Below are 26,155 nucleotides of genomic sequence, written 5' to 3' on the forward strand. Positions count from 1 at the left end.
GGGAGGTTTAAAACATAAAAGAAAGTTATGACTAAACAAGTTACCCATATTCTAACAATGCTTTTGTTCTCTGCCTCAACAATGGCAGTAGCCCAAAGCCGTAAGGACAGTCTCTCTACCAAAGTGGTAGATGTGGTAAAATCATATGCTCCTACGATTGCCGACGCCGAGAAGAAGCGTGAAGATGCAAACGTAAAAGATTCGCTTACCGTTAAGAAAAAGCAAATCAACTATACCATCTATTCAGTACCGGTAGCCTCTACTTTTGTTCCCGACAAAGGAAAAGCGGCTTCAGTAAAACCAAAGGTAATTCGCGAAGACTATTTAGATTCTTATATCGGTGGAGGCTTCGGTATGCTCAATACTTTTTATGCCGATGCCAATATCACCCTCCCTGTAACTGATAACAGTAACGCTTCTTTCTTACTGAATCACATCTCAGCTACTGATGATATGGACGAGGTATACACCGATACTAATTATGCACTCTCATCAGCCGAGTTGCGTTATGATTTTCAAAACCAAGATGTACTCTGGGGGCTCAATGCTGATATAGGTCGCCGTTTATACAATTGGTATGGTATTCGTCCCGCTTCTTATACAAGGCAAGATTTAATTAGCAAAGTAGACGATGTGCACCAAACCTATTTCGACTATGGCGTAGGGGGTTACCTCCAATGGTCTAACCCTTACTTCAAAGGTCTCGACTTCAGCGTGCGTGGGCTCTACGACCATTTCGATAGTAAAGAGCTAAACGTAAAAGCTCAACCCACCTTCGAAGTTCCTATTACCGATGACCAAAAATTCCGTGCCAATGTAATTCTCGATTATTACAATGGTAGCTTTACTCGTCAAAACAACTTGATAAATGAACTCAATAACCGTTGGATGCTCTTCGGGGTAAATCCTTCTTACCATTTGTCTATTGAGGATTTGAGCTTAAAATTAGGCGTTGCCTTGATGTATGTAGATGCAAACCAGTCCGAAGAAAGCAAGTTCAAGGCTTATCCCGATGTAGAGGCTTCTTATCCGCTAACTGCTGATGCCATATTGCACGCAGGTATACGCGGTATTATGCAACAAAACACAGTGGAGAAACTCACCAAACAGAACCCTTATCTTTCTCCTATGCAGGAAATAAAGCCTACCAATGTACAAGCTGATGCGTTTGTAGCCCTTAAAGGAAAAGTAACCTCCGATTTGCTTTATCGTGTACAAGGTAGCTATCGTCAGTATAAAGAAATGCCTCTGTTCACTACCAATTCCGAGACACCTACTATCGCTACCGAAATACTACCTTATCAATATAACAACTCTTTTAAGGTAGTGTATGACGAAGTAAACGATATGGAACTTTTGGCTTCTATCGGAGGGAATATAAAAGACGTTTTCTCTTTCACTTTTGAAGGAAGATATAACAATTATAACGCCCGTGTACAAAAAGACAAGACCGCTTGGAACTTGCCCAGCACACGCGTATCTCTTTTCACTGATTTTAGAATATTACCTAATCTATTTGCTGGCTTCGACTTCTTCTATGTAGGAAAGCGCTATGACCTCGATTATGTAACCGTTGCTAATCCTATTCCCGAGAAGCTCTCTTTAGAAGGTTATTTTGATATCAACTTCCACGTCGATTACACTTTCAACAAACATTGGCAAGTGTTCTTAAAAGCCAACAACCTCACCAGTGAGCACTATAAAAAATGGCTGTATTATCCTTCACAAGGCGTACAAGCCTTTGCAGGAATACGTTATCTGTTTAGCCTAAGTAATAAGTAACAATATATACTAACAAAAAACAGCGGTATGAATAAGCATTCATACCGCTGTTTTTTATATCCTCAATTTTATGTTTTCTATACTTTATCTCCCTTATTATTTCCTTATTCACTTACCATCGACCTCTTATAATTCCTCCATTTCTCAATACACTGTTGCATATCCTCAGGAAGTTCACTATCAAAGCTGAGGTACTTGTGAGTAACAGGGTGTTCAAACCCTAAAGTTTTAGCGTGTAAGGCTTGGCGAGGTAATACCGCAAAACAGTTCTCCACAAACTGCTTGTATTTGGCAAAAGTTGTTCCTTTCAGAATCTTGTCGCCTCCATAACGTTCATCGTTGAAAAGAGTATGCCCTATGTGTTTTAAATGTACCCTTATCTGATGAGTACGCCCTGTTTCTAACTTGCAAGAGATGAGTGTTACATAGCCAAAGCGTTCTAACACCTTGTAATGGGTCACCGCTTCCTTGCCGTGAGAACCATCAGGGAAAACGTCCATTTGTAGGCGGTCTTTTAAGTGCCGCCCAATATGCCCACGCACCGTTCCTTCATCTTCTTCTATATTACCCCAAACTAACGCTATATATTCGCGCTGAGTAGTTTTATTAAAAAACTGTTGGGTGAGGTGTAACATCGCCTCTTCGGTTTTAGCCACTACCAAAAGTCCACTGGTGTCCTTATCAATCCGATGTACTAACCCAGGACGATTACTGCTGTTGTTAGGCAAGTTCTCAAAATGATATACCAATGCATTGATGAGCGTCCCACTGTAATTGCCGTGACCAGGGTGTACTACCATACCCGCAGGCTTATTCACTACCAGCAGACTGTTATCTTCATACACTATGTTTAGAGGAATGTTTTCAGGTACTAACAAATCCTCGTGAGGAGGGTGAGGAAAAAGTACCTTCACTTCGTCGTTAGCTTTCACACGGTAATTAGACTTCACAGGCTCACCATTCACAAAAATATTCCCCTGTTTGGCTGCTTGTTGCACCTTGTTGCGGGTGGCGTTCTCTACAAAGTTCATCAAGAACTTATCCACGCGCAAAGGTTCTTGCCCCTTGCCCGCCGTAAAGGAGTAATGCTCGTAAAGAGAAGGAGCTCCCTCTTCGTCTGGTTCTAAATCATCTAATTCTTCTATCTCGTCTATATCACGCATTACCTTACATTTCCGCCACAAACTTTACCAAAGCTTCTAATAGCGTCTCGTGCTACGACCTTTACCAAAGTTTAAATTTATAATAGCCCTATGTACTAACATCTTTCTGTCTTTTACCTTTCAATTAATTGCTCGTGTGGCTTGCACCGCGTGCATTGCTCGCACCGCCTGTGTGACTCACACCGCCCGTGCGGCTCGCACTAATCCCCCATCAGTTCTTCAATAGGTATTTCAGTGGGGATAGTATCCCGAGCTTCTAAACCATTGCCACATACAAGGTCTATACGTGAGGTTTTTATAAGTTTATCACCAGGTTGTACCGGCTTTCCGTCGTGTTGCATTTCCAATACCATATCCTTCCCTATATCATTCACATAAGTAACCCTACCAATAGCAAGCCCTACCGATTGCAAAGTCGCCACAGCGTTCCGGCGCGTTACTTGTATTACCTTAGGCACCGTTACTTTATGATAGCCCGACGGATTAATATTAAGATATATCTTGCGGTTCTTCTTTACTCTCTCGGTAGCCTCAGGCGTCTGACTGATTACCGATAACGGCGGATATTTAGGGTCGTATTCTGTCGAATCCAGTACCTCATAGCGCAACTGTTGTTTGTCTAATATCACCCCCACTTCAGTAAGCGTTTTCTTGCTCAAATTAGGTACAGTAATATACTCTCCGTGCCCTGTATAGATGCGCAAGAGTTGTAATACGCACCAAACTAATATAATGCATACCCCTATGGCAAATGCAAATTGCCAAGCAAGTTTCTTTCCTGAGTTTTTAAAGAATTCTTTAATCTTTTCCATACTTTGTAAGTATTGTTATGGTGCAAAGGTACAAATATTTTTGAAAAGAACAATACAAATGTAGAATAAGCGTATGTAAGTCTTCCTCATAGTCAATCCTTCTATTAAAGAAATCATTAGAAAAGATATAACTATGATTAATATATCTCTATAAGAAGAAAAATATTGCTGTATATGTACTCAGCCTCATCTATTGCGCTTCCAGCCACACCCTTTCTCCTTTCTCTATGGGCGTGTCATTGTAAAAGTACACTTTTCCTTCTCCCGAAGTAGCTTCTATGAGGTATTGTATACCTTGAAAATAAGAGTGTTGTACGGTAGCTTCCCAGTCAGAGGTTGAAGTAATAATAATCTGCTGAGGCTTGAAGAGTTTTCCGTTATGCCAACACACTTCTCCAAAAAGTGAGGCAGTGTAATAATCCGTATTTTGAAAATAAACCGAAAGCGTATTGCTGAAAAACAATACCTTCCCGTTGCGCATTATAAGGGTTTTATCAGAGTGTGAAAGCGCGTCCTTCCCGTCGTGTGTAGCCACAATACAGCTAATATTCTGTGCTTTCAAATACGCAAAGAGGGTGCGCTGTAGCTCACTCTTCCTAAAGTTGTCCACCTGACTAAATGGCTCGTCAAGCAATAACAATTGAGGCTCTTGTGCCAATGCCATTGCCAACGCCACGCGCTGTTTTTCTCCTCCGCTGAGGTTTAAGGCTTTTAGGGGCGCAAAACGCTCCATTCCCACCAAGGTGAGTAGCTCCATTACGCGCTCTTTTTTGTATGCTAAATCAAGGTTCGAAATAAACTTTCCCACGTTCTCAGCTACAGTGTGATAAGGGCCTAATCCAAAGTCCTGTGCGAGGTATTTCATCGCCTTAAACCCTGGTACTAACTGTCGTGAAGGTCCCCATACACGTTCATCGTTGAAGTATATTTCACCTCCTTGCACATCAATAAGTCCGTAAATAGCTTTTAGCAAGGTACTTTTCCCACAACCACTTTCCCCCATCAGCGCAAGGTGTTCGCCTTGTGCCAGTTCAAAAGAAATGTCTTGCAGTATAGGCTCTTGCCCTTCATAGGCAAAGAATATATTTTTAAGGTTTAGCATTATTTTTCAGTTATCAGTATCTAATAAAGCATAATGTCCATATGCCCCGTCCGTATGTCCCCGTTTGTATGCCTGTCCGTATGTTTGCCTGTGTACGATGAGCGTCACACATTCCCCCTTTGAAGGGGGTTAGGGGGATGTTTCTCTCAAGAAAGTTTTTTCCGTCACACATTCCCCCTCCCTGAGGGGGCTAAGGGGGAGGTTTCTGCACATTTTCTCATTCTCACATTCTCACATTATCTCATTCTCTAATTAACCTGCCCGTGCGGCTCGCACCTCGCACTCAGAGCGCACTCTTAAACTGTTCCAAGAAACGCATATCGTTCTCATAGAACATACGTATATCCCCTATTTGGTACAAAAGCATCGCAATGCGCTCCACCCCCATACCAAAAGCGAAGCCACTGTATTTTTCACTGTCAATGCCACAGTTCTTAAGCACGTTAGGGTCAGTCATACCACAGCCCATAATCTCGAGCCAACCAGTACCCTTAGTAATGCGGTAATCCACCTCGTTGTTCAATCCCCAGTAGATATCCACCTCAGCACTCGGCTCCGTAAACGGGAAGTACGACGGACGCAAACGTATGCGCGATTTGCCAAACATCTGCTTAGTAAAGTACAACAAGGTTTGTTTTAGGTCAGCAAACGATACATTTTTGTCGATATATAAGCCCTCTACTTGGTGAAACAAACAGTGCGAACGTGCCGAAATAGCCTCGTTGCGGAATACTCTACCCGGTGAAATCGTCCGTATAGGCGGCTGATGAGCTTCCATATAGCGTATTTGTACCGAGCTGGTGTGGGTGCGCAACAAGATATCAGGATTTGTTTGTATGAAAAACGTGTCTTGCATATCCCTGGCTGGGTGATATTCAGGAAGGTTAAGAGCAGTAAAGTTGTGCCAATCGTCTTCCATTTCAGGTCCGTCCGATACGTCAAAACCTATATTAGCAAAGATACCTACAATCTCATTCTTTACTAATGAAATAGGGTGACGTGCCCCAATAGGGGTAGGAGTCGCAGGACGACTAAGGTCACCGTATACACCCTTGCTTTCTGTGCGTTCTTCTAAGCGGTCACGCCATTCTTGCACTTTAGCTTCCGCTTTTTGTTTCAGCTCGTTCACCACCTGCCCAAAAGTCTTTTTATCCTCGTTAGGCACTTCTTTAAAAGCAGCAAAAAAGTCGTTAAGTACCCCTTTTTTACCGAGATACTGAATCCGGAATTGTTCCAGTTCTTCTTTAGTCTTTGCACTAAAATCCTCTATCTTAGCGATGTGCTCTTTTATTTTATCAATAATCATACAGTAATACGATTTTTATTTAGTTTTTCCCAAAGCGCAAAAGTATAAATAATTTTTCATTTAGCAAGCTTATTAATATAAAACAAGACTTAAAAAATAATAGCATAGGTGCTATAGTCAGTTATGATAACCCTCACACATTCCCTCTCCCTGAGGGTAGTCAGCGAGCTGGCACAGCTGAGTATGTGCGCTGCGATAGCAGAGTATGTGAATAGGGGGAAGGCTTTTCTCACTTTTCCGTCACTACAGTTCCCCCTCCCTGAGGGGGTTAGGGGGAGGTTTTCTCGTCCCTCGTCCTTCGTCCCCCATCGCATCTCCCCCTTTGAAGGAAGTCCGCGAGAGCGGAGTATGTGAATAGGGGGATGTTTATCCCTCTTTTTCCGTCGCTACAGTTCCCCCTTTGGAGGTTGTCCGCAATTGCGTAATAAGTGAATAGGAGGATGTTATCAACCTCTACTGCCTTTATTTCTTGCATCCTCTCCGTCGCATCTCCCCCTTTGAAGGGGGTAGGGGGGATGTTTATCCCTCTTTTCCCGTCACTACAGTTCCCCCTCCCTGAGGGGGCTAGGGGGAGGTTTTCTTCGTCATTCGCCTCTCGTAATTCGTCCTTCGTAATTTGTCCCTCGTCCTTCGTCCCTCGTCGCATCTCCCCTATTGCCTATGGCCTAATGCCTATCACCTCTTCTCTTTCTTTCGCCTCGAAACCCTGTTTTTGGCATTTTTAGTATTATTGTATTACATTATTAATCAATTAATTATACACCTTTTGTATAACAATCGTCCAAGATTCGTATAAGCATCCTATAAGCTTTGTATAAGCTAACCATACCCATTTTACCTTTTACCTTTTATCTTTTACCTAAAAAATGCCTTCTGAAAACTTTCGCTTTCTTCCGACCCCCCCCTACCTTATCATTTCGCTTATTCAATCTAACCAAAAAAAACCTGAAAAATCCCATATCAAAACTTAGCCTAACCGTCCAACCGCCGGCCACTCTACGAGAAAGTGAATTATTTTCGTTTCTAACTAACACCTAAAATTTGCTCATTTGCTAATTACTTCGTAACTTTGCACTCAAAAGTAAAACACCCTATTAAAAGTATATGTTTTTTGTAATGTTATAGTTGAGCTTTCGTACTTTCGCTACAAGAAAATATCTGTTGCGACACATACGCAATTGCCACAAACACTACTACTAATAAATTTAAAGATGTTATACTAAACCCAGACGGAACCTCTTTTAGGAACCTTTACTTTTAAATTACTTTAATCTTAAAATATACAAAATGAAAAAAAATTATCATTTATTGTCCGTGGGAGTCATAGCTCTTGTACTTACAAATTGTAGTAAAGATAATGACACAGTTACAGTTCAAGATGCTGACATTAATTTCTCTTTTGATTATACCAAAAAAGACAGCAGGTTGAGATTAGGGCAAGCTCAATTTACCTCAGAAGAAATCGCAGAAGCCGAAAAAGCTTTTGCTACTACTTTGGCAAACGCACAAGGAGCTCGCAACAAAACTGTTGCAGCAGCAACTTTTTTAGTGAGTATGAAGTATGCCATTCCGTATGCTCATCGGTATTATATGAGTGATGGAATTTATGATTATGTAGGAAGATACACTAAAAAAGGACTTTTCTTAAATGAAATTAAAGATGCTAATGGCACTCATAAGCCTTGGGGAAAATTAGTCCCAACACATCCAAAGTTCGATCGTTCCCAAGTAAAAGGGTTAGGAGATAATTACGAAAACGGATTGAACTGCTCATCTTTTGTAACTTGGGCTCTTTATAATGGTGGCGCAGTAGAAGGAATAGATGTCAATACACTAAATAAATATATTGCAGCCAACTATCCAGAGTTCCCCAATGCCTATACAGTAACCTTGAAACAAGGAATTGACAATATACGAGTAGGTGATTTGATTGGCTTTAATAAGGCTCATATCGCAATGGTTATTGGCGTGAAAGGTAACCACATTATATATGCCAGTGCAGAAGGAGGCTCTGTACATCCAGGAGAAGGCCTTCGATATCGTTATTTTGATAAACAAACTACAAATTTAGACACATTCACATACAAGTATATTGTAAAAATGGAAAAAGTCTATAATGACTGAATAAAATCATAAAGCTAAATAATAAACACTTAGCTTTTGTAAGTGTTATAAAAAAGATATCTAAATTACTATACAAAATGAAAAAAATTTATCATTTATTGTCCGTAGGAGTCATAGCTCTTGTACTTACAAATTGTAGTAAAGATAATGACACAGTAACAGTTCAAGATGCTGACATTAATTTTTCTTTTGATTATAACAAAAAAGACAGCCGGTTGAGATTAGGGCAAGCTCAATTTACCTCAGAAGAAATCGCAGAAGCCGAAAAAACTTTTGCTACTACTTTGGCAAACACACAAGGAGCTCGCAACAAAACTGTTGCAGCAGCAGCTTTTTTAGTAAGTATGAAATACGCTATTCCGTATGCCTATGAATGGAAAACTTCAGAAATGAAACAAAAATACATCGCAAGATTTACCAAAAAAGGACTTTTCCTAAGACCTTTTGAAGAGGGAGGAGCAACTCATAAACCTTGGGGAACTTTAGTAGAAACACATCCCCGTTACCCTCGTCATACAGTAAAGAATTTAGGCGATACTTTTGAAAACGGACTCAATTGTTCTTCATTTGTAGGTTGGGCTCTTTATAATGGAGAAGCAGTAACAGATGTAAATTTATTAGAAAAAACTTATGCAAAGAATTATGCAGTTTTTCCTAATACTTACAAAGTTAGCTTAAAGGAAGGAATTGATAATATCCGAGTAGGAGATTTGATAGGTTTTGATGAAGTACATATAGCCATAGTTATTGGTATCAAAAACGATATTATTATCTATGCAAGTGCAGAAGGAGGTTCTGTACATCCCGGAGGAGGAGTCCGTAGAATTTCCTTTAATAAAAAGAAAATTAACTTTGATACATTTATGTATAAGTACATCGTAAAAATGGAACGAGTTTATAATGACTAAATCTTGTTATATTTAACTATTTAATAATTTCCAGAAAAAAGTTTCCTCCTGTGCCGGTAGCAAAGTTTTACTAGCACTTTGATAGTTCTTTTTTCTGATTCGTCCCACATTTCTGATTCGTCCCACAGGTATGACACCTGAACTCTAACACCTAATGAAAAAAACATTACTCATAACATTCCTATTAGCCTTCACGGCTTTTTCTTTTGCGCAGAAAACCCCTGCCGTAAAAGATACTATTGCCAAAGATACTACCAAAACCAAAACCGCTGAAAAACCCGAAAAGACCCCCGAAGAAAAACGGGCAGAAGCGTATGACAAACTCCTCAAGAAAAAAGGCTTGGAACGCAACGGACTCTTTACGGTGCGAAAAATTGAAGACAAATGGTACTTTGAAGTGCCCGATAGTCTGCTGAATCGCTATTTCTTGTGCGTAACACGCCTAAAAGCAGCCCCTCAGAACTTCGGACTCTATGCGGGCGAAAAGGTGAATGAGCAAACGGTGTATTTCGAGCAACGCGACGAGAAAACCCTTTTGTTGCGCTCTTTTTTGAACTTGCAAGAAGCAAACGATGAAAGCAATATCGCAGTGGCAGTCGCCAATTCCAGCGCCAACCCTGTGGTAGCCTCATTCACCGTCATTGGTCGCAACCCTAAGAACAAAAACCAACTCATTGATATCACCGATTTCTTCAAGGGAGATAACACCATCACTTCACTACCGGCAAAAATGAAAACCGATAAGAAGATAGGCGGGGTTGCTAATGATCGCTCGTTTGTAGAAGATATCCGCCCTTATCTTATCAATGTCGAGGTGAACAGTCTCAAAACCTATAACGCTTCCCCCAGCACCATTCCGTCCGCTAATCGCACAGGGGCAGTAAGCTTAGAGCTGAACGTCTCTATGGTATTGCTCCCCAAAGAACCGATGCAGAAGCGTTTGTTCGACCCTCGTGTGGGGTATTTCGCCAGTAAATTCATCAAGTTCAACGATAAGCAACAGCGCACTGAAACCGAGTACTACATTCACCGCTTCCGCTTAGAACCCCGCAAAGAGGACGTGAAAAAGTACCTCAGCGGTCAGTTGGTGCGCCCCAAAAAGCAAATCGTTTTTTATATTGACCCTGCCACGCCTAAGCAATGGCAAAAGTACCTCATCTTAGGTGTAAACGATTGGAATGTAGCTTTTGAACAAGCGGGATTCAAGGACGCTATCGTCGCTAAACCTTGGCCTAACGACCCCTCAATGAGCCTCGAAGATGCGCGTTTCAACGTCATTCGTTACCTCCCTTCCGAAATAAGTAATGCTTATGGACCTAATATCGCCGACCCTCGCAGTGGGGAAATCATCGAAAGCCACATCGGGTGGTATCACAGTGTGATGAAGCTCCTCCAGCAATGGTATATGATTCAAGTAGCTGCCGTGGATAAGCGCGCCCGCTCTATGGAGCTCAGCGAAGAGTTGATGGGCGACCTCATCCGCTTTGTCTCCTCACACGAAGTGGGGCACACTCTGGGCTTGCGCCACAATATGGGTGCCAGCAGTCAGACGCCTGTTGAGAAACTCCGCGATAAAAAATGGGTAGAAGCCAACGGTCACACCGTATCGATTATGGATTACGCCCGCTTCAACTATGTAGCACAGCCTGAGGACAATATCGGCATCAAGGGGCTCTATCCGCGCATTGGTATCTATGATAAATGGGCGATTGAATGGGGTTATCGCTATTATGGCAATAAGTATAAAGACGAATATGCCGAACAAAACGCTTTGGCTAATTTGGTGACCCAAAGACTCAAAGCTGAACCCCGCTTGTGGTTCGGAGGTGAAGGTCGTGGGGAAGACCCGCGCGCACAAACCGAAGATCTATCGGATAATGTGATGAAAGCCAATACGTATGCGCTGAAGAATCTTCGCTATATCGTGCAACACCTCCCCGAGTGGACAAAACAAGACAACGATAAATACGAACATCTCAACGAAATGCAAACCGCTGCCTATCAGCAGTATTTCCGCTATTTGCGACACGTGTTGAAGTACATTGGCAACCGCTATGTAGGCATTGTAGGCGATAAAGAAGTGTATAAAGAAGTCCCCAAAGAAAGGGTAAAAGAAGCCATTGCGTACATTGACCGAGAGCTCTTTGAAGCCCCTTTGTGGTTGTACCCACAAGCTATTGTAGAGAAAACCGGCGCTACCCCCGATAAGAACATCCTCAGTATGCAAAGCCTCACCCTCAGTATATTGTTAGGCGATGCTATCCTATATACACTCTACAACCAGTCGTTGAGCTCCTCAAATCCTTATCCGCTGAACGAGTATTTAGCCGATGTGTTTAAAGCCGTGTGGAAACCCCTCAACAGCACCGATGAGCGCCAAAACACCTACCGCCGTGGGGCAGAACGCTTGTACCTCTCACAACTCGATAAGCTCATCAACGAGCCCGAGAGCAAAGACGGGAAAGCTACTGTAGGTGCTTCCATTCAAAAAGTATCGGATGTGCGCCTTTTTGCCTTGCAACATTTGAACACTATTGAGGCATTTGCCAAAGATGCCCTTGCCAAAGAATCCTCATCATCCATCAACCATCTTCACTACCAAGAGATTTTAAAGGAAATTGAACGTATTAGGAATCCTAAGAAATAGAATAAAGAACTTCTAAAAAAGTCACTTTTGCGTCACACACTTTGTCAAAGTCCCAAGACTTTGACAAAGTCTATTGCTCTATTTTTGTTTAATTTTCTTATTAAATTTTGCTTAATTTCTGTGGCTTGCCACACTTCTTTTTTAATTTAATTTCTTGAAGAGAAATGCAACAACATCACGAACCCAAACCCGATTTTTTATTCGTCCTCATAATGGGCATCCTCTCGATGCTCACCCCCTTGGCGATAGATATGTATCTACCCGCCTTCTTGAACATTGCCAATGATTTACACGTATCTCAGGAGAGCATCCAAACCACTTTGGCGCTTTTTACCTTTGGCTTTGCCTTCGGACAGCTCTTCTGGGGGCCCCTCTCCGACAGCTACGGTCGTAAATCGATTATCCTCATCGGGATACTCATTTCGGCAGTCATTTCCTTGGGGATTACCCAAGTGCAACACATTGAGCACTTTTACCTTTTGCGTTTTGTACAAGGGTTTTTCGGCGCCTCACCTGCAGTGGTAACCGGTGCCCTCTTGCGCGACCTTTTTGCCAAGAACGAGTTTGCCCGCCAAATGTCGATGATTATGATCGTTACAATGATTGCACCCCTCATCGCACCCGTACTCGGGGGTCACCTCACCGACTGGTTTCATTGGCACGTGATCTTCTACGTACTCGCCGGCTTAGGACTCTGTTGTGCGCTTTTGGTATGCTTCAAAATTCCCGAAACTTTACCCGCCCCCAAGCGTGTTCCGCTCAAAATAGGCAGTGTGCTCCGCACCTACAAGCGATTGCTGAGCAGCAAGTTGGTCGTGGGGTATATTTTGTGTAATTCGCTGTCGTATTCAGGAATGTTTTGCTTTCTCACCTCAGGCTCTATAGTGTATACCAAACTCTTTGGGGTAGCCCCTCAGCATTTTGGGTATTTCTTCCTTTTGAATGTGATTGTAATGATGACCGCCACCTCGCTCAATGGCAAGTTTGTGACGAAGATAGGTGTTGAGAAGTCGTTGCGAATGGGGCTTACCATTCAGTTGATTGCAGGCGCGTGGCTCGTGGTCTGCGGTATTTTTCATTTAGGATTATGGGCAACGGTAGCAGGAGTAGCGATGTTTGTAGGCTTAGTATCCGTAGTGTCCAGCAGTGCCAATGCCGCCATTTTGGATATGTACCCCGAAGTTGCGGGTACAGCCAATTCCCTCACAGGAATGTTGCGTTTTGGCATTGGTTCAGTGATAGGCGCTGTGCTTTCCCTCTTCACTATCAATACTGAAAGGCCTATGGTCTTCGCAATGGCAATTTGTATAGCCGTGGGAGCGCTAAGTTATGTGTTGTTAGTTAAAAACCGTATATCACAAACTTTGTCAAAGTCCTAAGACTTTTGACAAAGTATATTGTATTTACTCACTCCACAAGGTATCTTTTAAATACGCATTAAGCACTATTAAATCTCCTTCTTTAGCTATTTTTTTCTTGTGTAGGGTCTATTTGCCTTTTTAGAGAGTTACAACCACTAAAAAATATTAGTAGACTACTTACAAAAATAACTAAGATTTCCTTTCACGTTCATATGTTATAACTTTTAAAGAGGCTATAACATCATTATAACCTCTTTAATTTACCTGCAATACTTTATTGAGTGTATTAACTAAAACACAGTAATTCCTTCTTTCATATAGGCTTTTATAACTAAAGAATCATTATACTGTGGTTTGATTCTTATATTTCTCAGTGTCTTATAATTAAGAGTATTGATCATAATATCATATTTTTGATTATTAGAAACATAAAAACTTACCATTTCAGTTTTTTTATAAGTAAAACGTAACCCATTGATTCTTATATGAAAAGCATAAGGAATAACTTCTTCATCTTTATAAGGAATTACTACTTTAAAAGTAAGCACACTCGCCGCTTTTGTCTTATATCTTTCAATGATATAATCGTCTCCCTCTTTAGCTATTTTTTCTTGATAGGGGTCTATTTGATAAGAGGCACACCCCATTAGAGTTGATAGAAAAAGGAACAATATACTAATTTCAATTCTTAAAGCGTTCATTGTTGATGATTTGTTGGATTTTATCTTTTTCTTTTTGAGGTAATGCTTTGTACTCTGGAGTATCTTGCAAACCTGCCCACGATAATAAAACGGTAATATTCTTGACTTTGTCTATTAAGGTCGTATAAAGCTAATGATTCTGCCATTGCTAATTTATGCTGTGTTATGAGATGACATAGCTATAAGCTATTGTCATAAATTGTCTATTCTTACCTTTTTTTGAAGCGTATTTTTTTGTGAGCCATTTCCCCCTCATTTACAACCTCTACTTTTACAATAATAGAATCGCCTAACTGAGGTGTAATGTTTGATATCTCTATAGTTTGAGAAGTGCGAGAACCTACACTAAAATTATATTTTCTATCACTGAAAACTCTAAAAGTAACAATCGGTTTATCAAAAAAAAGCATTCCGTTGTATTCTATATAAAAGGGAGTATCAGGTTCTTTCCCTAAATCATCAACTATTTGAAAAGTAATTTGTGTTGCTACTTGTTTACTTTTATACTTTTCAATGGTGTAGTCTTCACCCAAAACAGCTTTTCTCCCTTTACCGTCAAGTACCTTTATATGGGGTTGGGAATGGTAACAGCTTATGAGCGTAAGTAATGCAAAAAAGAGAAGAGTTTTTTTTATTGGTAAGATTTTCATATCAGGTATTTAAAAATCTCCCCACTTGTAAGTGGGGAGTAAGATTATTTAATACAGAATAACATTTTCTTCCTCAAACAAACGAGCTTTTACAACAATAGAATCACTTTGACGAGGCTTTATACTGTTGATATAAATTGTTTTATAGCCAAGTGTAGCGATGCTTGCCTTATATACATTGCCACTTTCTACACTTAAAGCTAATGTGTTTTTATCGTTTGGAAAGTCGAAAGAAATGCCATTTACTGAAAGGTAAAAGTATTTAGCTGGAATTTCAAACCCTTTTGTCGTTACATCAAAGGTAAGATAGGCACCCCCTGTCTGTCTTTTTCTCATTTTATACTTCTCAATGATATAATCCTCACCTTCATTAGCTATCTTTTCCGTGTTAGAGTCTATTTTTGAAGTACGGCAACTCATTAAGAAAAGTATCAAGAGAAAAATTATTTTATGGTTTATTTTTAGTACGCTCATATTTCCAAATTTTTTCAATTTGCTCTCTTTCCTTTCTAGGTAGGGCTTTATACTCATCTGTTTCTTGTAATCCTCCCCACGCCATTTGTTTGTAATAGTCCATTGTATGTTGTCCACGGTCATATCGTGCTAACGACTCTGCCATTGCGTCTATAAGTTCAGTCATTAGTTTATGTTGTGTTATGTTAGTATCTTTTTTCTTAATATTTTGATACAATAATAATAGCCTTTGACCCATATCATTATATTGGTGTTCAATTTTCATTCTATCTAATTGCATCAGCATATAGGCGTGTAAAGTCTCGTGTATAATTGTTTGAGCAACGGCAAGGTCAGATCCTTCTCTTAGTAGACTTTCATCTAAGGTAATATCATAATTGGTAATTCCTGGTATTTTAGTGGTATAACCATTAGTAAATTGACCAGAATCATAATCAGATTGCGAGGTGAGTTGTCCTACTCTAAAAGTAATATGATAAGCAGTAGAAGGTCTAAACAAGTTCAATATAAAAGGTGTAAGATGACTGTCATTCTTACTTACATACGGGATAGGCATTCCTTGACTATTAAAAGAACTTAAATTCTTTATAATGTCTTTCATACGGTCAGGAACATCCCAATTATATCTTATATATTCTTCAGGAATAGGAATATTTCCACCGCCTCCCTCATTCTTTCCTCTCCAGGGAGGGATACCTGTAGCACCCTCAGTAACCAAAGGATCTGATAATATTTCTAATATTTTAAATGTTTCAATCGGAGTAAAATTATTTATATAATAATACTCTTGTCTTCTCTCTCCTTTAAGTTCTACTTCTTCTAAAGGCACGATTTCTAATGTAAAAAGTGTACAGGTATCACATAAATTAGGGTAGAAAACATTTCCTGCTACAGGAATCTTTTTAAAACGACGAATCATCTGTTCCATATTCGTTGTATCATAAATCGCTCCTTTACAAATTACACATTTTTTATATTTATCCCTAAGAATTATATCAACAATTAACTCGTTTATTTTATCATCATAGAAGCCATATTCGAATTCTTCCCAAGAATAACCAAAACGAGCCGTATGAGAATGCTGATGTTCTTTTTGTGTTGCCTCTTTTTCTGGAGGGGCTATTTTAGGCAACTCAATAGCAATCCTTCCGTTCACACCCTCTCCTGTCTTGGTAATCACAAACACGCTGTTTAGCTTGGGGTATTTGCTAAAGGTAATCTTTACAGAGGCATACGGCTGTTGTTCCTCGTTAAGCCCTTGTTGCGTAAAGCTCTCCCACTGCGGGGTAAACGCCTCTTTAAACTGGTTATCGCCCCCTGCTTAGGTGTTTACCAGTGCTTGCGCTTCCTCTAAGGAAACTTCATTTTCTTGAAACGGTGCGTCTTCTTTTTGGCAACCAGCCAGCAAGAAAGCACTACTGAAAAATACGATTAATTTTTTCATTGAGTTTGTTTTTATTGTTACTAATACTGCAAAGGAAAGGAAACAATCTCAAACAGGCAAATTATAAACGTTAAATCTTTGTTAAAAATATAAGAATATCTTGTTTTTCGCCCGTCGTGCTACGACTAACTGCCCGTGCGGCTCGCACCGTGCTACGACCTCGCACCGTGCTACGACCTCGCACCGTGCTACGACACCTTCGGCAAGGTTTCAACTCCCCATTACATACTTTGCCAAAGTTCCAAACTTTGGCAAAGTTGACGTAACTAACAGCTCGTCGTGCTACGACCTTTGGCAAAGTTGATACAATTATGCATTTTGCTACAACTTTAACATTTTTTATTCAATAATCCAAAAGCACCTTTTCTCCTATTGATATTCAGTATAATAACCTCTTATCTTCGCCTTAGCTTCGGTTTACCTTCGCCTTAGGTTCGTCTTAGCTTCGGTTAAAGTAGGTAAGAGTTAAAAGATAAGAAGTAAAAAAATATGTTGTATATCAGTGTTTTGTATTTTTAAGAGATTTAAAAGATATAGCAATACTATTTTGAAGAAAAATTAGCTATTTAATAAACATTAACATTTAAACAACAAAAATCCCTTTCTCTGTGAGAAAGGGATTTTTTATTATTTATTATCCTGCATCGCAAACACCGATTTCAGTAGTGGAGTCGTGCGTGCCGAGATGTTCGTGCGTATTTCCTTCTCCTTATCGCCCACCTTCACAAACAAACCGTTGATAGCCTGCTGAGTAACGTATTTAGTAAGGTTCGGTTCAATAGGCTTTACCAGCGGTATTTGGTTATACTTATTGATGATGTTCTCCCATACTTTATCAGCGCCCACTTCGCTAAGCGAGGCTTGCACTTTAGGCGCAAAAGCATTCTCCAACGAACTGTAAGTGCTGTTCTTTAGATAAGTAGTCGCTGCGGTATTGTCTCCTTTTAAGATGTTCATCGCATCGGTAAAGGTCATATTTCGTATTGCCGATAAAAAGATAGGTTTCGCCTGACTTACAGCGTTTTCAGCGGCTTCGTTTAGCACTTTTAACCCTTGGTCGGCTAAAGAGCCTAACCCAATAGAACGCAAGGTTTTATCGACCTTCTGAAGTTCTTCAGGCAAGAGAATCCGTACCGCTTGGTCTTTAAAGTATCCGCCGTCTTTGCTCAGTAAATCCACCCCGCTACTCACACCCATTTCAAGGGCTTGTTTTAGTCCGCTTGCTACGTTAAAACCGCTACCGCCTTGGGTAGTGTTGCCCATAGCCTGTTGCAATTCATCACAACTATTCAGTGTAAAAGAGCCCAATGTTAAGAGCCCTAAAAGCATTACTTTTTTCATATATTTGTTTTATTAATTTTCGACTGTGTTTTTCTTATTTCATCTGTATAGGCAGCGTAAATCGTAGCATAAATATAAGGAAACGAGAAGATAAGCCCTATACCGCAAACCAAAACTCCTAACGAAGCCAGAATACTGCCAATGAGCAAACTGAGGAAAACAATACCAAAGTTATTCATAATGCGCACACAGCTACTTTCTATAGCTTTAAAAAGCGGTTGATTTTCAAAAACAATAATCGGTATTGTAAATGTTAGTAGCATAGAAATGAAGATGTTAATCACTAAGTTCAGTACAGGAACCCCTACGAGAATTGCCAAATATGAAATTACTGAATTGAGTAAGCTTGCTAAAATAGCATAGGCTAATAAACGCCCCGTGTAAGGCGAAGCGTAATGAACAAAAAGATTGTTAGCTGAAGCAGCTTCTCCTCGGTCTAAATTTCTGAAGTTCTCATAAAACCCTGCTGATAGCGGTGTTATTATACAAACGATGAGTACAGCAAGCACCGTCATTTTCATTTGTACAGCGGGGGTTGTCATCAAATTCTCATAGTAGTGGGGGTATCTCATAATCTCGAGAAAATCACCCATTCCTTTTCCTAAAATTACGGGTAAGAAAAGAACATAAAGCACACTTATCACCACAATAGCCAGAAAAGTGCCCATTATATGATGTGACAAAGTATTGGTGTACAATTTACTTGCGCGATTTAAAATATTAGATAATGACATAATTATAATAGATTTTAAAACAGTATATTCTCTTTCATCTTTTACCCCTTACCTTCTACCTGTTGAGAGGTATATACTAAAGATACCTGCAAAAAGCAGAGGGAAGGTAATCACAATGCCTATACCAAAAGAAAATAATCCGGCAAACACAAAAACACAACCCAAGAAAGTAACGATAAGGGCAGTGAAAGGAGCGAGCATTATTCTTCGGTAGCTCTCACCCATAGCCTTAAAAAGAGGTTTGCTCTCGAAAATAATAATCGGGATAGTGAGCACAAATACTAACGAGATGATAGTGGTAAAGGCAAGTCCTAATGAGTTCATTCCTATGGTAGAAAAACCTACTAATAGGAGTGTTTTAAGGCACATCTGCAGAATAACGTGGCTTAAAATAGCACTTGTTTCAGGAGCGTGATAATAAGCGAATAAGTTGCCTAAAGTAGTGCGTTCACCCCGAATTACCGCCACATAATTTCTGTAAAAACCTGCTGTAAGAGGGGTAATGATACCGTCTATAAGCAAAGAGAAGAACCAAAATTTAATAACAAAACTTCGGCTACTGGCTAAAACGATAAGTTTCTCGGGGTCATCTTGCAAAGCAACAATATTCTCTAAGGGCATTCCGAAGATAGTAGTAATAAGTGAGGCGTATACTATAAACACTACAGCAAATAGAATAAGAGAGCCCAAAAGATGTAGCCCAAAGGTGCTTTGATAGAGTTTAAAAGTATCGCGTAATATATTAGAAAAATTCATAGTAACAGTTTAAAAAGATTGGGTGAGCACAAAATTCCTACGAATGAGTTCTTCGTCCATTCCCGCAGCAAAGTGTTCCTTATGGTATTTGAGGAGGTAAATATACCTCACATAACGCCTCACCTTACTATAGAACAGAGCAGTAGGGTCTACTTCTCCTGTGATATAAAGGGGTACTCGTTCAGTATCAATATCTAATTGTTCAATAGAGAAGAGAATGTAATACAAGAAGTCTTCAATAGTTTCATAGTTAAACCTGTTGAAGTAATACAGTTTTTTACCTCTAAACACCACGAAGTAAAAAGAGCCCACTTCAGCATAGATATACATCACCTCGAAGGCGTGTGAAGAGTAATGTTTGAGGAACATACGTAGTAGTGAGGTAGCAAAGTGTTGGTAGTCGAACCTGCCGTAGTAAGATAGTAGTGCATTGTTCACTACCGTATTAGGCAAATAAGCATTCACCGTTTCAATTGATATGATTCTATCAATTTCTACGGTATAGGGTTCCGCCTCGGATACATCTATACTGTATTTGAGGTATTCCAGCATTTCGTTTTTACCGCCGTAAAGAGGTTGTGGGATAAAAGCAAATGAAGGGGTGTTGTGTAAAACCCTTATGGTATCGAAGTCTTGGCGGAGGTCGTCTTCACTTTGTATCACAAAATAGATTTGCCTATCAATATCTTCTTTGTTTTTATAGTTGAAGTTGATAGGGAAATTATAGATAGCCTCTACACACAGGAGTACAGGGTTGAACACACAAAAAGAAAGTCCATCCAAGTTTATTTGAATGGACAATTCCTTAAAGTACGTTTTCAACTGATTATTGCTTTGCAATTTTTGCGTCATAAGAAGTTGGCCAGTTACCGTTTACAGTAAGCTCTTCGAGTGAACCTACTTTAATATTAGGACCTCTTACATCTTCTACTGATGTTTTTAGAGTTTCTTTTTCTACTAAGTCTTCATCAAGACCTTGTAGTACCACTTTTTTAGGTACAGAAACTTCGAACACAGAAGACTTCACATTGTTTTTGTCGGTAATTTCTCCTGTTTTCATTACAAACTGACCAGGAATTTTACCGTTGATAGCAGGCAAATCGCGCAAATGCTCATAGCGAGTATCGTTTTTAAACAATGAATCTTTTACTGATACGTGCCCCAAAGTATCAATAACTACACCTTGGCGCATTACCGTAATTTTAAAAGTCTCATCGAAAGCATTCCAGCTTGTGTCGCGTTGTGAAGTAATAGTAAATTGTGCGGTTTCAATGAACTTAGTAAGCTCATCGAAATTATCGGCATATTTGCCGTTGAGCCTCAAATAAGCATCTTGCGCTGCACGGATGTCTTTTAGTTTCTTAATTACCTCGGTGTAGCGTTCTTCTTTTATTTTGTTGAACTCAATAGGTCCTGTAACAGACCTGTAAATTAGGTAGCAAAATACTAAACCTAATGCCCAAAATGCAATAGTTACAATTCTTTTCATCGTTTTAATTCTATAAATTAATAATAACTTTCTTGACTGGTATTGCGCAAAACTACAATCTTTTTTTGAAACAAAAAAATTATTTTAACTTTTTTTTATAATTTTGCTCTCTGAACTGTTTTTAATATGACTGAAAAAGCCTTTTTTAACGCTCTTATTAGTGCTTTTAAACACAAGCCTACTCCTTCGCAAGATATTGCTTTACAAAAGATTACGGAGTATCTATTCTCAGTGGATGCTTCTGATAAACTTTTTTTACTAAAAGGTTTTGCAGGAACTGGAAAAACTTCTATCACTAACTGTCTTATTCGCACTTTGTCGCTCATAAATCACCAAGCGGTGTTATTAGCACCCACGGGTAGGGCGGCTAAAGTGATGACTTATTTCACCCAAAGGCAGGCTTTCACTATTCACAAATATATTTATTACTCTAAAGCTGATGGTACTGATGTATCCTTCAAACTGCGTGCCAATAAACTCCAAAACACTTTATTTATAGTAGATGAGGCTTCGATGATTGCTGATAACGATTATCAGCTATTTGAGCGCCCTTCATTATTAAATGACCTAATGCGCTTTGTGTATTCGGGGAAGGATTGCAAGCTATTACTTATAGGTGATACTGCACAGTTGCCCCCAGTAAATACTCTTGAAAGCCCTGCGCTAAATATCCCTTATTTAGAATATCAATTTCAAAAAGAAGTGCTTACGGTTACGCTTACTGAGGTGGTGCGCCAACGACGGAAGTCGGGGATATTGCGCAATGCTACCCGTTTGCGCAAGCATATTTTTTCTTCAGATGTTGAAAAGCCTTTTGTTTTTAAGATAAACAATCACCCTGATGTGATACGGCTTACTGACGGGGCTGAAATACAAGACGCCATCGGTGAGGCGTACGACGATTATGGTTCAGAAGAAACTACGGTGATAGTGCGCTCTAACAAGCGTGCGGTGGCTTGGAATAACCAGATACGCAGGGTGATTTTAGATGTTGAAGACGAGATTGCTGCGGGCGACTTGCTAATGGTGGTTAAGAATAATTATTTTTGGTGTAAGGATAATTCGCAGGTGAGCTTTATTGCCAATGGTGATACCATAGAGGTATTACAGCTTTATGATTTTACGGAAGCTTATGGTTTCCGCTTTGCAGAAGTATGTGTCCAGCTGATTGATTACCCCGAAGTACCTGCATTTGATACGGTTATATTATTAGACACTTTGAATAGTGAAGCTCCTGCGTTATCACCGGCTGAAAGCAACCAGTTGTATGAGGAAGTACTTGCTGATTACGCTGATGAGCCTACGGCTTATAAAAGATATCAGAAGGTGAAAGAAAATGTTTATTTTAATGCTTTGCAGGTGAAGTTTTCGTATGCGATTACCTGTCATAAGAGTCAAGGTGGGCAATGGGACGCTGTGTTTGTGGAGAAGCCTTACTTACCCGATGACGCCATAGATGAAGGTTACTTGCGGTGGCTTTATACGGCTATCACGCGTGCTAAGGAAAAGGTGTATTTAGTGGGCTTTAAAGATGAGGATTTTAGTTGAGGGTTGTATGAGATAGGAATTTTGTAAAGGTAAGAAAAGGAAAGTATAAGAAATTTGAAAAAGTGTTTTTTGTCTGTAAAATATCTTGTTGGTAACTATGCTTAGCTTATACAAAGCTTATAGGAAGCTTATACGAATCTTGGACGATTGTTATACAAAGGGTATATAAGTAATTAATTAATACTGTAATACAATAATGCCAAAAATGCTGAAAACAGGGTTTTGAGGCGAAAGAAAAGAAAGGGGCAATAGGGCTTAGGCCATAGGCAATAGGGAGAGATGCGACGGAAACCTCCCCCTTTTCACATACTCTGCTCTCGCAGACTTCCTCCAAAGGGGGAATTGTAGCGATGCAAAGACGAACAAAAGATAGTACGAGCCACACGGGCAGATGAATAATGAACGAACAAAAGCCGAAGGAATGATGGAGAAAAAGAGGAGGTTACCTCCGCTTAGTCCTCTGGTAGAAGGGGAGTGTAGTGACGGAAAGTGATGAAACCTCTCCCTCTATTCACATACTCTGCTCTCGCAGACTTCCTCGTAGAGGGGGAGTGTAGTGACGGGAATTAGTTTTTTACTTAGCCTTTTCAAAAGGAGCAAGGGCTAATGCCTGAGCTAATGAAAGGCAAGTGCTGAACATCAGTCCGCCCCAGAAGCCGTGAACGACGAAGCCCCCTACTAATTTACTTGCAAGGAGCACAATCACGGTGTTGATGATGAACAGAAAGAGTCCGAAGGTTATAAAGGTAATAGGGAAGGCAATGAACTCTAATATAGGGCGTACAATGCCATTGAGCAGTGAGAGCACAAAGGCTACGATGAGGGCTGTGAAGAAGCTCTCGATATGAGCACCTACATTTAGGTAGCCCAATACAAAAACAAGGGCTGCTGAGATGAATAAGCTTATAAGGTATCGCATAGGAAATGTATGGTTTTAGTGTAAAATTCAGTGGGATTTTGGGCGTGCAACCAGTGACCGGCATTGCTCACTGTATCGATGATAGCGTGTGGGAAGTGAGTGCGAATAAGGGTTTCGTCTTCGGGCATCACATATTCGGAGTACTCTCCTTTTAGGAAGAGTGTTTTACCTTCGTACACGTTACTATCGGGGAGTTCGGCACCTATCTCGCTTTCATTTTCAATTAAAGCAGGGAGATTCAGGCGCAAGCCTAAACGTTCTTTAGTTTCCCAATAAAGGTTTTTCAGTAGGAATTGTCGCACTCCCATATCGCTCACATAGGCTGACAGGGCTTTATCGGCTTCGGTGCGTGAATGTATCGCATCGAAATTTAAGGACGCTAAGCCTTTCAAACAAGCTTCGTGGTGCTCAGGAAAGAATTTAGGCGACATATCGGCTACGATGAGCGATAGCACTCTATCGGGGTACTCAGTAGCGAAAAGCATTGCTGTTTTGCCTCCCATAGAATGCCCCATCAGATGAAAAGCGCTCAACCCGTGAGCACTGGCGTAGGCAAGCAAATCTTGTGCCATTAGTGGATAGCTGAAATCGGGGCTATGAAAGCTACGACCGTGATTGCGTTGGTCTACCAAATGCACTTGAAAGCCGGCGTCGGCATATTTGAGCCCCAGTGTGCGCCAGTTATCGGACATTCCGAGGAAGCCGTGCAGGATAATGAAGGGAGTGCCTTCGCCTATAATTTGAGAGTATAACATAGTTGTTTAGTGTGTTAGTAAGATAAATTATACATAAATCTTTAAAAGTTATTAGGGACTTTCCACTCTTGGATAGTCCCTTTTTCAAGGGCTTTTTGCACTAATGATTTTGCTACTGCGGGATACCAAGAGCCAGCCTCAGGGTCGCCATTGGCACAAGAGCCATCGGATAGACCAGGGTGTTTAATCCACAGATAAGCGTCGGCGTGCTGAGCATTGGTTTGAGTAGTAGGGCGCACTCCTAAAGCCGCATTGAAATTGTTACAGCTGTAATAATAAGCTTTATTAGTTTGTTTAGGGCTATCAATACCATTGCGGGAGGTATCTATCACGTAGTATTTTGTACCTAAGCCCTTTTTCTGGAGTGTTTGCACAAACTCTTCGCCCCATTTTTCAGCCCGAGGAGTACCTCTATGGTCGGCGACATTGGTAACAAAGCCGCGCATATACTGAATGCCACCATCAATTACGGCTTGGGCAGCTTCTTCTTGTTTTAGTTCTGTTCCGCCGATATGCAAATACAGCAAGGCATTAGGGTTATTGTTAGCAAAGGTTTTGCCTACATAAGTGAGGAGTTAGGCGCGTTCTTTATACTTAGCATCGTTATATTTCCAGCCTTTCTTTAAGCAGAAGTTGTGGGCATCGGGTTCAACGATTACTATTATAGGGGTCTTGCCAATAATAGCACTGGTGCGATTTATCCACGCTTTATAAGAAGCAGCAGTTTGATGACCACCAGATGAATACGAGCCACAATCTCTGTAAGGAATGCCATAGAGTGTAATGATAGGAGTCTTTTGTTGCGCCTTTGCGCCTTCGACAAGGCGTTTTAAGGTGCTGTTGTCGTACTCTTTTACACCTTCAAACCACTCGGCGGTGGGAGTGGCAGCTATTTGATAGAAAAGTTTCTTTAGGTAAGGGTCTGTTTCTTGTTTAGTCATTTCATAAGCCTTAGTTTCAGTAAAGAGATAGAAAGGCTTGGTATAGGCTAATAAAGAAGCGTCACCTTTTGTGGGTTCTTCCTTTTTAGGGTCATCGTTTGGCGGAGTATCCTCAGAGTTATTGTTTTTGTTGCAAGAGATGATTGCGAAGGACACCAAGATGATGAGACAAGTGTATGTAAGGAAAATAAGTTTTTTCATTGGATATTATTGTGTTTAACTATATATCTTATATATTGGAAACCTCCCCCTGATACACATACTCAGCTGTGCCAACTCGCTGACTACCCTCTCTGAGGGGGAGTGCAGTGATGCAAAAGTGATTTTTTAGGTTACTCAATGCTAACTCTCACTTTCATCTTATACTTGAAAACGAATATAGGTAATGGGTTTGTTTTGCTCCAAATAGAATTGCTCATAAAAGGTTTTAATCTCGGTTACTTCTTCAGGAACGCCATCGCTGTTATAGATATTGTGATTGGCATAGAGTACCTTATGCCCTGCACCGTGTAATAAGCCTAAAGTATAACCGTGCATAAACTCACTATCGGTTTTGAGATGGATATACCCTTCAGGAGCGAGAATGCGCTGATAGCGGGTGAGAAAATCGGCGTTGGTAAGGCGATGCTTAGTGCGCTTGTATTTGATTTGCGGATCGGGGAAGGTAATCCATATTTCACTTACTTCACCAGGGGCAAAGCAGTATTCGATGAGCTCTATTTGAGTGCGCAAAAAGGCTACATTTTCAATATTTTCATCGATAGCGGTTTTAGCCCCTCGCCAAAAGCGAGCGCCTTTGATATCAATGCCTATGAAATTCTTCTGCGGGTGACGTTTGGCTAAACCTACTGAGTATTCGCCTTTACCACAGCCCAACTCTAAGACGATAGGGTGATTATTCTTAAAAAAGCGTTCGTTCCAATGACCTTTATAGGCGAAATTACCAGCGAGGAGCTCTTCACGAGAGGGCTGGATTACATTGGCGAAGGTTTTATTTTCTTCAAAGCGTTTGAGTTTGTTTTTGCTTCCCATTGAATTAATGAATAAAGGTAAAAGCGAGAGTTAAGATTATTTTAACCTCCCCCTAACCCCCTCCAAAGGGGGAATATGAGATGGTCATCATCCCCTCAGAGAGGGGGAATATAAGACTGCTATCATACCTACTAACCCTCTCAGAGATGGAAATATGAGGTGGTGT

General features: G+C 40.4%; 23 protein-coding genes and 1 pseudogene. 6 read left to right on the forward strand and 18 right to left on the reverse strand.

What is annotated here, in order from left to right; translation table 11 throughout:
• The first annotated feature begins 27 nt into the window (after positions 1-27).
• Positions 28-1,782: a TonB-dependent receptor gene (locus RCZ04_RS11255; protein WP_460486137.1), complete on the forward strand. Its 1,755-nt coding sequence runs from the start codon at positions 28-30 to the stop codon at positions 1,780-1,782.
• Positions 1,783-1,886: 104 nt separating this feature from the next.
• Here RCZ04_RS11255 and RCZ04_RS11260 read toward each other — a convergent pair whose 3' ends face one another.
• The 4 genes from RCZ04_RS11260 to pheS form a co-directional block, all read right to left on the reverse strand.
• Positions 1,887-2,945, reverse strand: coding sequence for an RluA family pseudouridine synthase (locus RCZ04_RS11260; RefSeq protein ID WP_460486138.1), 1,059 nt, complete (start codon positions 2,943-2,945; stop codon positions 1,887-1,889).
• A gap of 200 nt (positions 2,946-3,145) precedes the next feature.
• The gene (locus RCZ04_RS11265; protein WP_460486139.1) at positions 3,146-3,757 is read right to left on the reverse strand and encodes a PASTA domain-containing protein; all 612 of its coding nucleotides are present in this window, start codon (positions 3,755-3,757) and stop codon (positions 3,146-3,148) included.
• A 190-nt stretch (positions 3,758-3,947) separates the two neighbouring features.
• Positions 3,948-4,859 (reverse strand): ABC transporter ATP-binding protein, encoded by a 912-nt coding sequence (locus RCZ04_RS11270; RefSeq protein ID WP_460486140.1) that lies wholly within the window; start codon positions 4,857-4,859, stop codon positions 3,948-3,950.
• Between the two features lie 283 nt (positions 4,860-5,142).
• Complete coding sequence (pheS, locus tag RCZ04_RS11275) at positions 5,143-6,165, reverse strand: phenylalanine--tRNA ligase subunit alpha (protein ID WP_460486141.1); 1,023 nt, start codon at positions 6,163-6,165, stop codon at positions 5,143-5,145.
• A 1,287-nt stretch (positions 6,166-7,452) separates the two neighbouring features.
• Here pheS and RCZ04_RS11280 point away from each other — a divergent pair.
• From RCZ04_RS11280 to RCZ04_RS11295, 4 genes are all read left to right on the forward strand, one after another.
• Positions 7,453-8,289 carry a hypothetical protein gene (locus RCZ04_RS11280; protein ID WP_460486142.1) on the forward strand — a complete coding sequence of 279 codons (837 nt, stop codon included), beginning with the start codon at positions 7,453-7,455 and terminating at the stop codon, positions 8,287-8,289.
• 77 nt (positions 8,290-8,366) lie between these two features.
• On the forward strand, positions 8,367-9,197 hold the full coding sequence (locus tag RCZ04_RS11285; protein ID WP_460486143.1) for a hypothetical protein: 831 nt from the start codon (positions 8,367-8,369) through the stop codon (positions 9,195-9,197).
• A gap of 154 nt (positions 9,198-9,351) precedes the next feature.
• Positions 9,352-11,844 carry a zinc-dependent metalloprotease gene (locus RCZ04_RS11290; RefSeq protein ID WP_460486144.1) on the forward strand — a complete coding sequence of 831 codons (2,493 nt, stop codon included), beginning with the start codon at positions 9,352-9,354 and terminating at the stop codon, positions 11,842-11,844.
• Positions 11,845-12,008: 164 nt separating this feature from the next.
• Positions 12,009-13,223 (forward strand): Bcr/CflA family multidrug efflux MFS transporter, encoded by a 1,215-nt coding sequence (locus RCZ04_RS11295; RefSeq protein ID WP_460486145.1) that lies wholly within the window; start codon positions 12,009-12,011, stop codon positions 13,221-13,223.
• 272 nt (positions 13,224-13,495) lie between these two features.
• On the opposite strand, the gene RCZ04_RS11300 is transcribed toward RCZ04_RS11295, so the two are convergent.
• The 10 genes from RCZ04_RS11300 to RCZ04_RS11345 all read right to left on the reverse strand — a co-directional run bounded on the left by RCZ04_RS11300 (position 13,496) and on the right by RCZ04_RS11345 (position 20,794).
• Positions 13,496-13,906: a hypothetical protein gene (locus RCZ04_RS11300; protein ID WP_460486146.1), complete on the reverse strand. Its 411-nt coding sequence runs from the start codon at positions 13,904-13,906 to the stop codon at positions 13,496-13,498.
• Positions 13,907-14,115: 209 nt separating this feature from the next.
• Positions 14,116-14,556, reverse strand: coding sequence for a hypothetical protein (locus tag RCZ04_RS11305; protein WP_460486147.1), 441 nt, complete (start codon positions 14,554-14,556; stop codon positions 14,116-14,118).
• A gap of 48 nt (positions 14,557-14,604) precedes the next feature.
• On the reverse strand, positions 14,605-15,030 hold the full coding sequence (locus RCZ04_RS11310; protein ID WP_460486148.1) for a hypothetical protein: 426 nt from the start codon (positions 15,028-15,030) through the stop codon (positions 14,605-14,607).
• Entirely contained in the window at positions 15,005-16,210 is a 1,206-nt protein-coding gene (locus tag RCZ04_RS11315; RefSeq protein WP_460486149.1) for a hypothetical protein, read from the reverse strand. The genes RCZ04_RS11310 and RCZ04_RS11315 overlap by 26 nt, the downstream gene beginning before the upstream one ends.
• Before the next feature lie 141 nt (positions 16,211-16,351).
• Positions 16,352-16,474: a lipoprotein gene (locus RCZ04_RS11320; protein WP_460486150.1), complete on the reverse strand. Its 123-nt coding sequence runs from the start codon at positions 16,472-16,474 to the stop codon at positions 16,352-16,354.
• 627 nt (positions 16,475-17,101) lie between these two features.
• Positions 17,102-17,815: a DUF4197 domain-containing protein gene (locus RCZ04_RS11325; RefSeq protein ID WP_460486151.1), complete on the reverse strand. Its 714-nt coding sequence runs from the start codon at positions 17,813-17,815 to the stop codon at positions 17,102-17,104.
• The gene (locus RCZ04_RS11330; RefSeq protein ID WP_460486152.1) at positions 17,812-18,549 is read right to left on the reverse strand and encodes a DUF975 family protein; all 738 of its coding nucleotides are present in this window, start codon (positions 18,547-18,549) and stop codon (positions 17,812-17,814) included. Before RCZ04_RS11330 ends, RCZ04_RS11325 begins: the two co-directional genes overlap by 4 nt.
• Positions 18,550-18,597: 48 nt before the next feature.
• A complete protein-coding gene (locus RCZ04_RS11335; RefSeq protein ID WP_460486153.1) occupies positions 18,598-19,305 on the reverse strand; it encodes a DUF2189 domain-containing protein in 708 nt (235 codons plus the stop codon).
• A gap of 9 nt (positions 19,306-19,314) precedes the next feature.
• Positions 19,315-20,157, reverse strand: coding sequence for a DUF3822 family protein (locus RCZ04_RS11340; protein ID WP_460486154.1), 843 nt, complete (start codon positions 20,155-20,157; stop codon positions 19,315-19,317).
• On the reverse strand, positions 20,132-20,794 hold the full coding sequence (locus tag RCZ04_RS11345) for a hypothetical protein (RefSeq protein WP_460486155.1): 663 nt from the start codon (positions 20,792-20,794) through the stop codon (positions 20,132-20,134). The genes RCZ04_RS11340 and RCZ04_RS11345 overlap by 26 nt, the downstream gene beginning before the upstream one ends.
• Before the next feature lie 126 nt (positions 20,795-20,920).
• Between RCZ04_RS11345 and RCZ04_RS11350 the strand changes: the two genes are divergently transcribed.
• Positions 20,921-22,342, forward strand: a complete 1,422-nt coding sequence (locus tag RCZ04_RS11350; RefSeq protein ID WP_460486156.1) for an ATP-dependent DNA helicase — start codon at positions 20,921-20,923, stop codon at positions 22,340-22,342.
• Between the two features lie 574 nt (positions 22,343-22,916).
• Here RCZ04_RS11350 and RCZ04_RS11355 read toward each other — a convergent pair.
• From RCZ04_RS11355 to trmB, 4 genes and pseudogenes are all read right to left on the reverse strand, one after another.
• Positions 22,917-23,261, reverse strand: coding sequence for a phage holin family protein (locus RCZ04_RS11355; protein ID WP_460486157.1), 345 nt, complete (start codon positions 23,259-23,261; stop codon positions 22,917-22,919).
• Positions 23,246-24,016 carry an alpha/beta fold hydrolase gene (locus RCZ04_RS11360; RefSeq protein ID WP_460486158.1) on the reverse strand — a complete coding sequence of 257 codons (771 nt, stop codon included), beginning with the start codon at positions 24,014-24,016 and terminating at the stop codon, positions 23,246-23,248. The genes RCZ04_RS11355 and RCZ04_RS11360 overlap by 16 nt, the downstream gene beginning before the upstream one ends.
• Positions 24,017-24,057: 41 nt before the next feature.
• Positions 24,058-25,158: pseudogene (locus tag RCZ04_RS11365) on the reverse strand (glycoside hydrolase family 6 protein).
• Positions 25,159-25,317: 159 nt separating this feature from the next.
• Positions 25,318-25,989: a tRNA (guanine(46)-N(7))-methyltransferase TrmB gene (gene trmB, locus RCZ04_RS11370; protein WP_460486159.1), complete on the reverse strand. Its 672-nt coding sequence runs from the start codon at positions 25,987-25,989 to the stop codon at positions 25,318-25,320.
• Positions 25,990-26,155: the final 166 nt, after the last annotated feature.

The organism is Capnocytophaga sp. HP1101, from assembly GCF_054772415.1.

Excerpts from the sequence above, each read along its gene's own strand:
- RCZ04_RS11255 (WP_460486137.1), top strand. The coding sequence starts at position 28 with ATGACTAAACAAGTTACCCATATTCTAACAATGCTTTTGTTCTCTGCC.
- RCZ04_RS11260 (WP_460486138.1), bottom strand. The coding sequence starts at position 2,945 with ATGCGTGATATAGACGAGATAGAAGAATTAGATGATTTAGAACCAGAC.
- RCZ04_RS11265 (WP_460486139.1), bottom strand. The coding sequence starts at position 3,757 with ATGGAAAAGATTAAAGAATTCTTTAAAAACTCAGGAAAGAAACTTGCT.
- RCZ04_RS11270 (WP_460486140.1), bottom strand. The coding sequence starts at position 4,859 with ATGCTAAACCTTAAAAATATATTCTTTGCCTATGAAGGGCAAGAGCCT.
- pheS (WP_460486141.1), bottom strand. The coding sequence starts at position 6,165 with ATGATTATTGATAAAATAAAAGAGCACATCGCTAAGATAGAGGATTTT.
- RCZ04_RS11280 (WP_460486142.1), top strand. The coding sequence starts at position 7,453 with ATGAAAAAAAATTATCATTTATTGTCCGTGGGAGTCATAGCTCTTGTA.
- RCZ04_RS11285 (WP_460486143.1), top strand. The coding sequence starts at position 8,367 with ATGAAAAAAATTTATCATTTATTGTCCGTAGGAGTCATAGCTCTTGTA.
- RCZ04_RS11290 (WP_460486144.1), top strand. The coding sequence starts at position 9,352 with ATGAAAAAAACATTACTCATAACATTCCTATTAGCCTTCACGGCTTTT.
- RCZ04_RS11295 (WP_460486145.1), top strand. The coding sequence starts at position 12,009 with ATGCAACAACATCACGAACCCAAACCCGATTTTTTATTCGTCCTCATA.
- RCZ04_RS11300 (WP_460486146.1), bottom strand. The coding sequence starts at position 13,906 with ATGAACGCTTTAAGAATTGAAATTAGTATATTGTTCCTTTTTCTATCA.
- RCZ04_RS11305 (WP_460486147.1), bottom strand. The coding sequence starts at position 14,556 with ATGAAAATCTTACCAATAAAAAAAACTCTTCTCTTTTTTGCATTACTT.
- RCZ04_RS11310 (WP_460486148.1), bottom strand. The coding sequence starts at position 15,030 with ATGAGCGTACTAAAAATAAACCATAAAATAATTTTTCTCTTGATACTT.
- RCZ04_RS11320 (WP_460486150.1), bottom strand. The coding sequence starts at position 16,474 with ATGAAAAAATTAATCGTATTTTTCAGTAGTGCTTTCTTGCTGGCTGGT.
- RCZ04_RS11325 (WP_460486151.1), bottom strand. The coding sequence starts at position 17,815 with ATGAAAAAAGTAATGCTTTTAGGGCTCTTAACATTGGGCTCTTTTACA.
- RCZ04_RS11330 (WP_460486152.1), bottom strand. The coding sequence starts at position 18,549 with ATGTCATTATCTAATATTTTAAATCGCGCAAGTAAATTGTACACCAAT.
- RCZ04_RS11335 (WP_460486153.1), bottom strand. The coding sequence starts at position 19,305 with ATGAATTTTTCTAATATATTACGCGATACTTTTAAACTCTATCAAAGC.
- RCZ04_RS11340 (WP_460486154.1), bottom strand. The coding sequence starts at position 20,157 with ATGACGCAAAAATTGCAAAGCAATAATCAGTTGAAAACGTACTTTAAG.
- RCZ04_RS11345 (WP_460486155.1), bottom strand. The coding sequence starts at position 20,794 with ATGAAAAGAATTGTAACTATTGCATTTTGGGCATTAGGTTTAGTATTT.
- RCZ04_RS11350 (WP_460486156.1), top strand. The coding sequence starts at position 20,921 with ATGACTGAAAAAGCCTTTTTTAACGCTCTTATTAGTGCTTTTAAACAC.
- RCZ04_RS11355 (WP_460486157.1), bottom strand. The coding sequence starts at position 23,261 with ATGCGATACCTTATAAGCTTATTCATCTCAGCAGCCCTTGTTTTTGTA.
- RCZ04_RS11360 (WP_460486158.1), bottom strand. The coding sequence starts at position 24,016 with ATGTTATACTCTCAAATTATAGGCGAAGGCACTCCCTTCATTATCCTG.
- trmB (WP_460486159.1), bottom strand. The coding sequence starts at position 25,989 with ATGGGAAGCAAAAACAAACTCAAACGCTTTGAAGAAAATAAAACCTTC.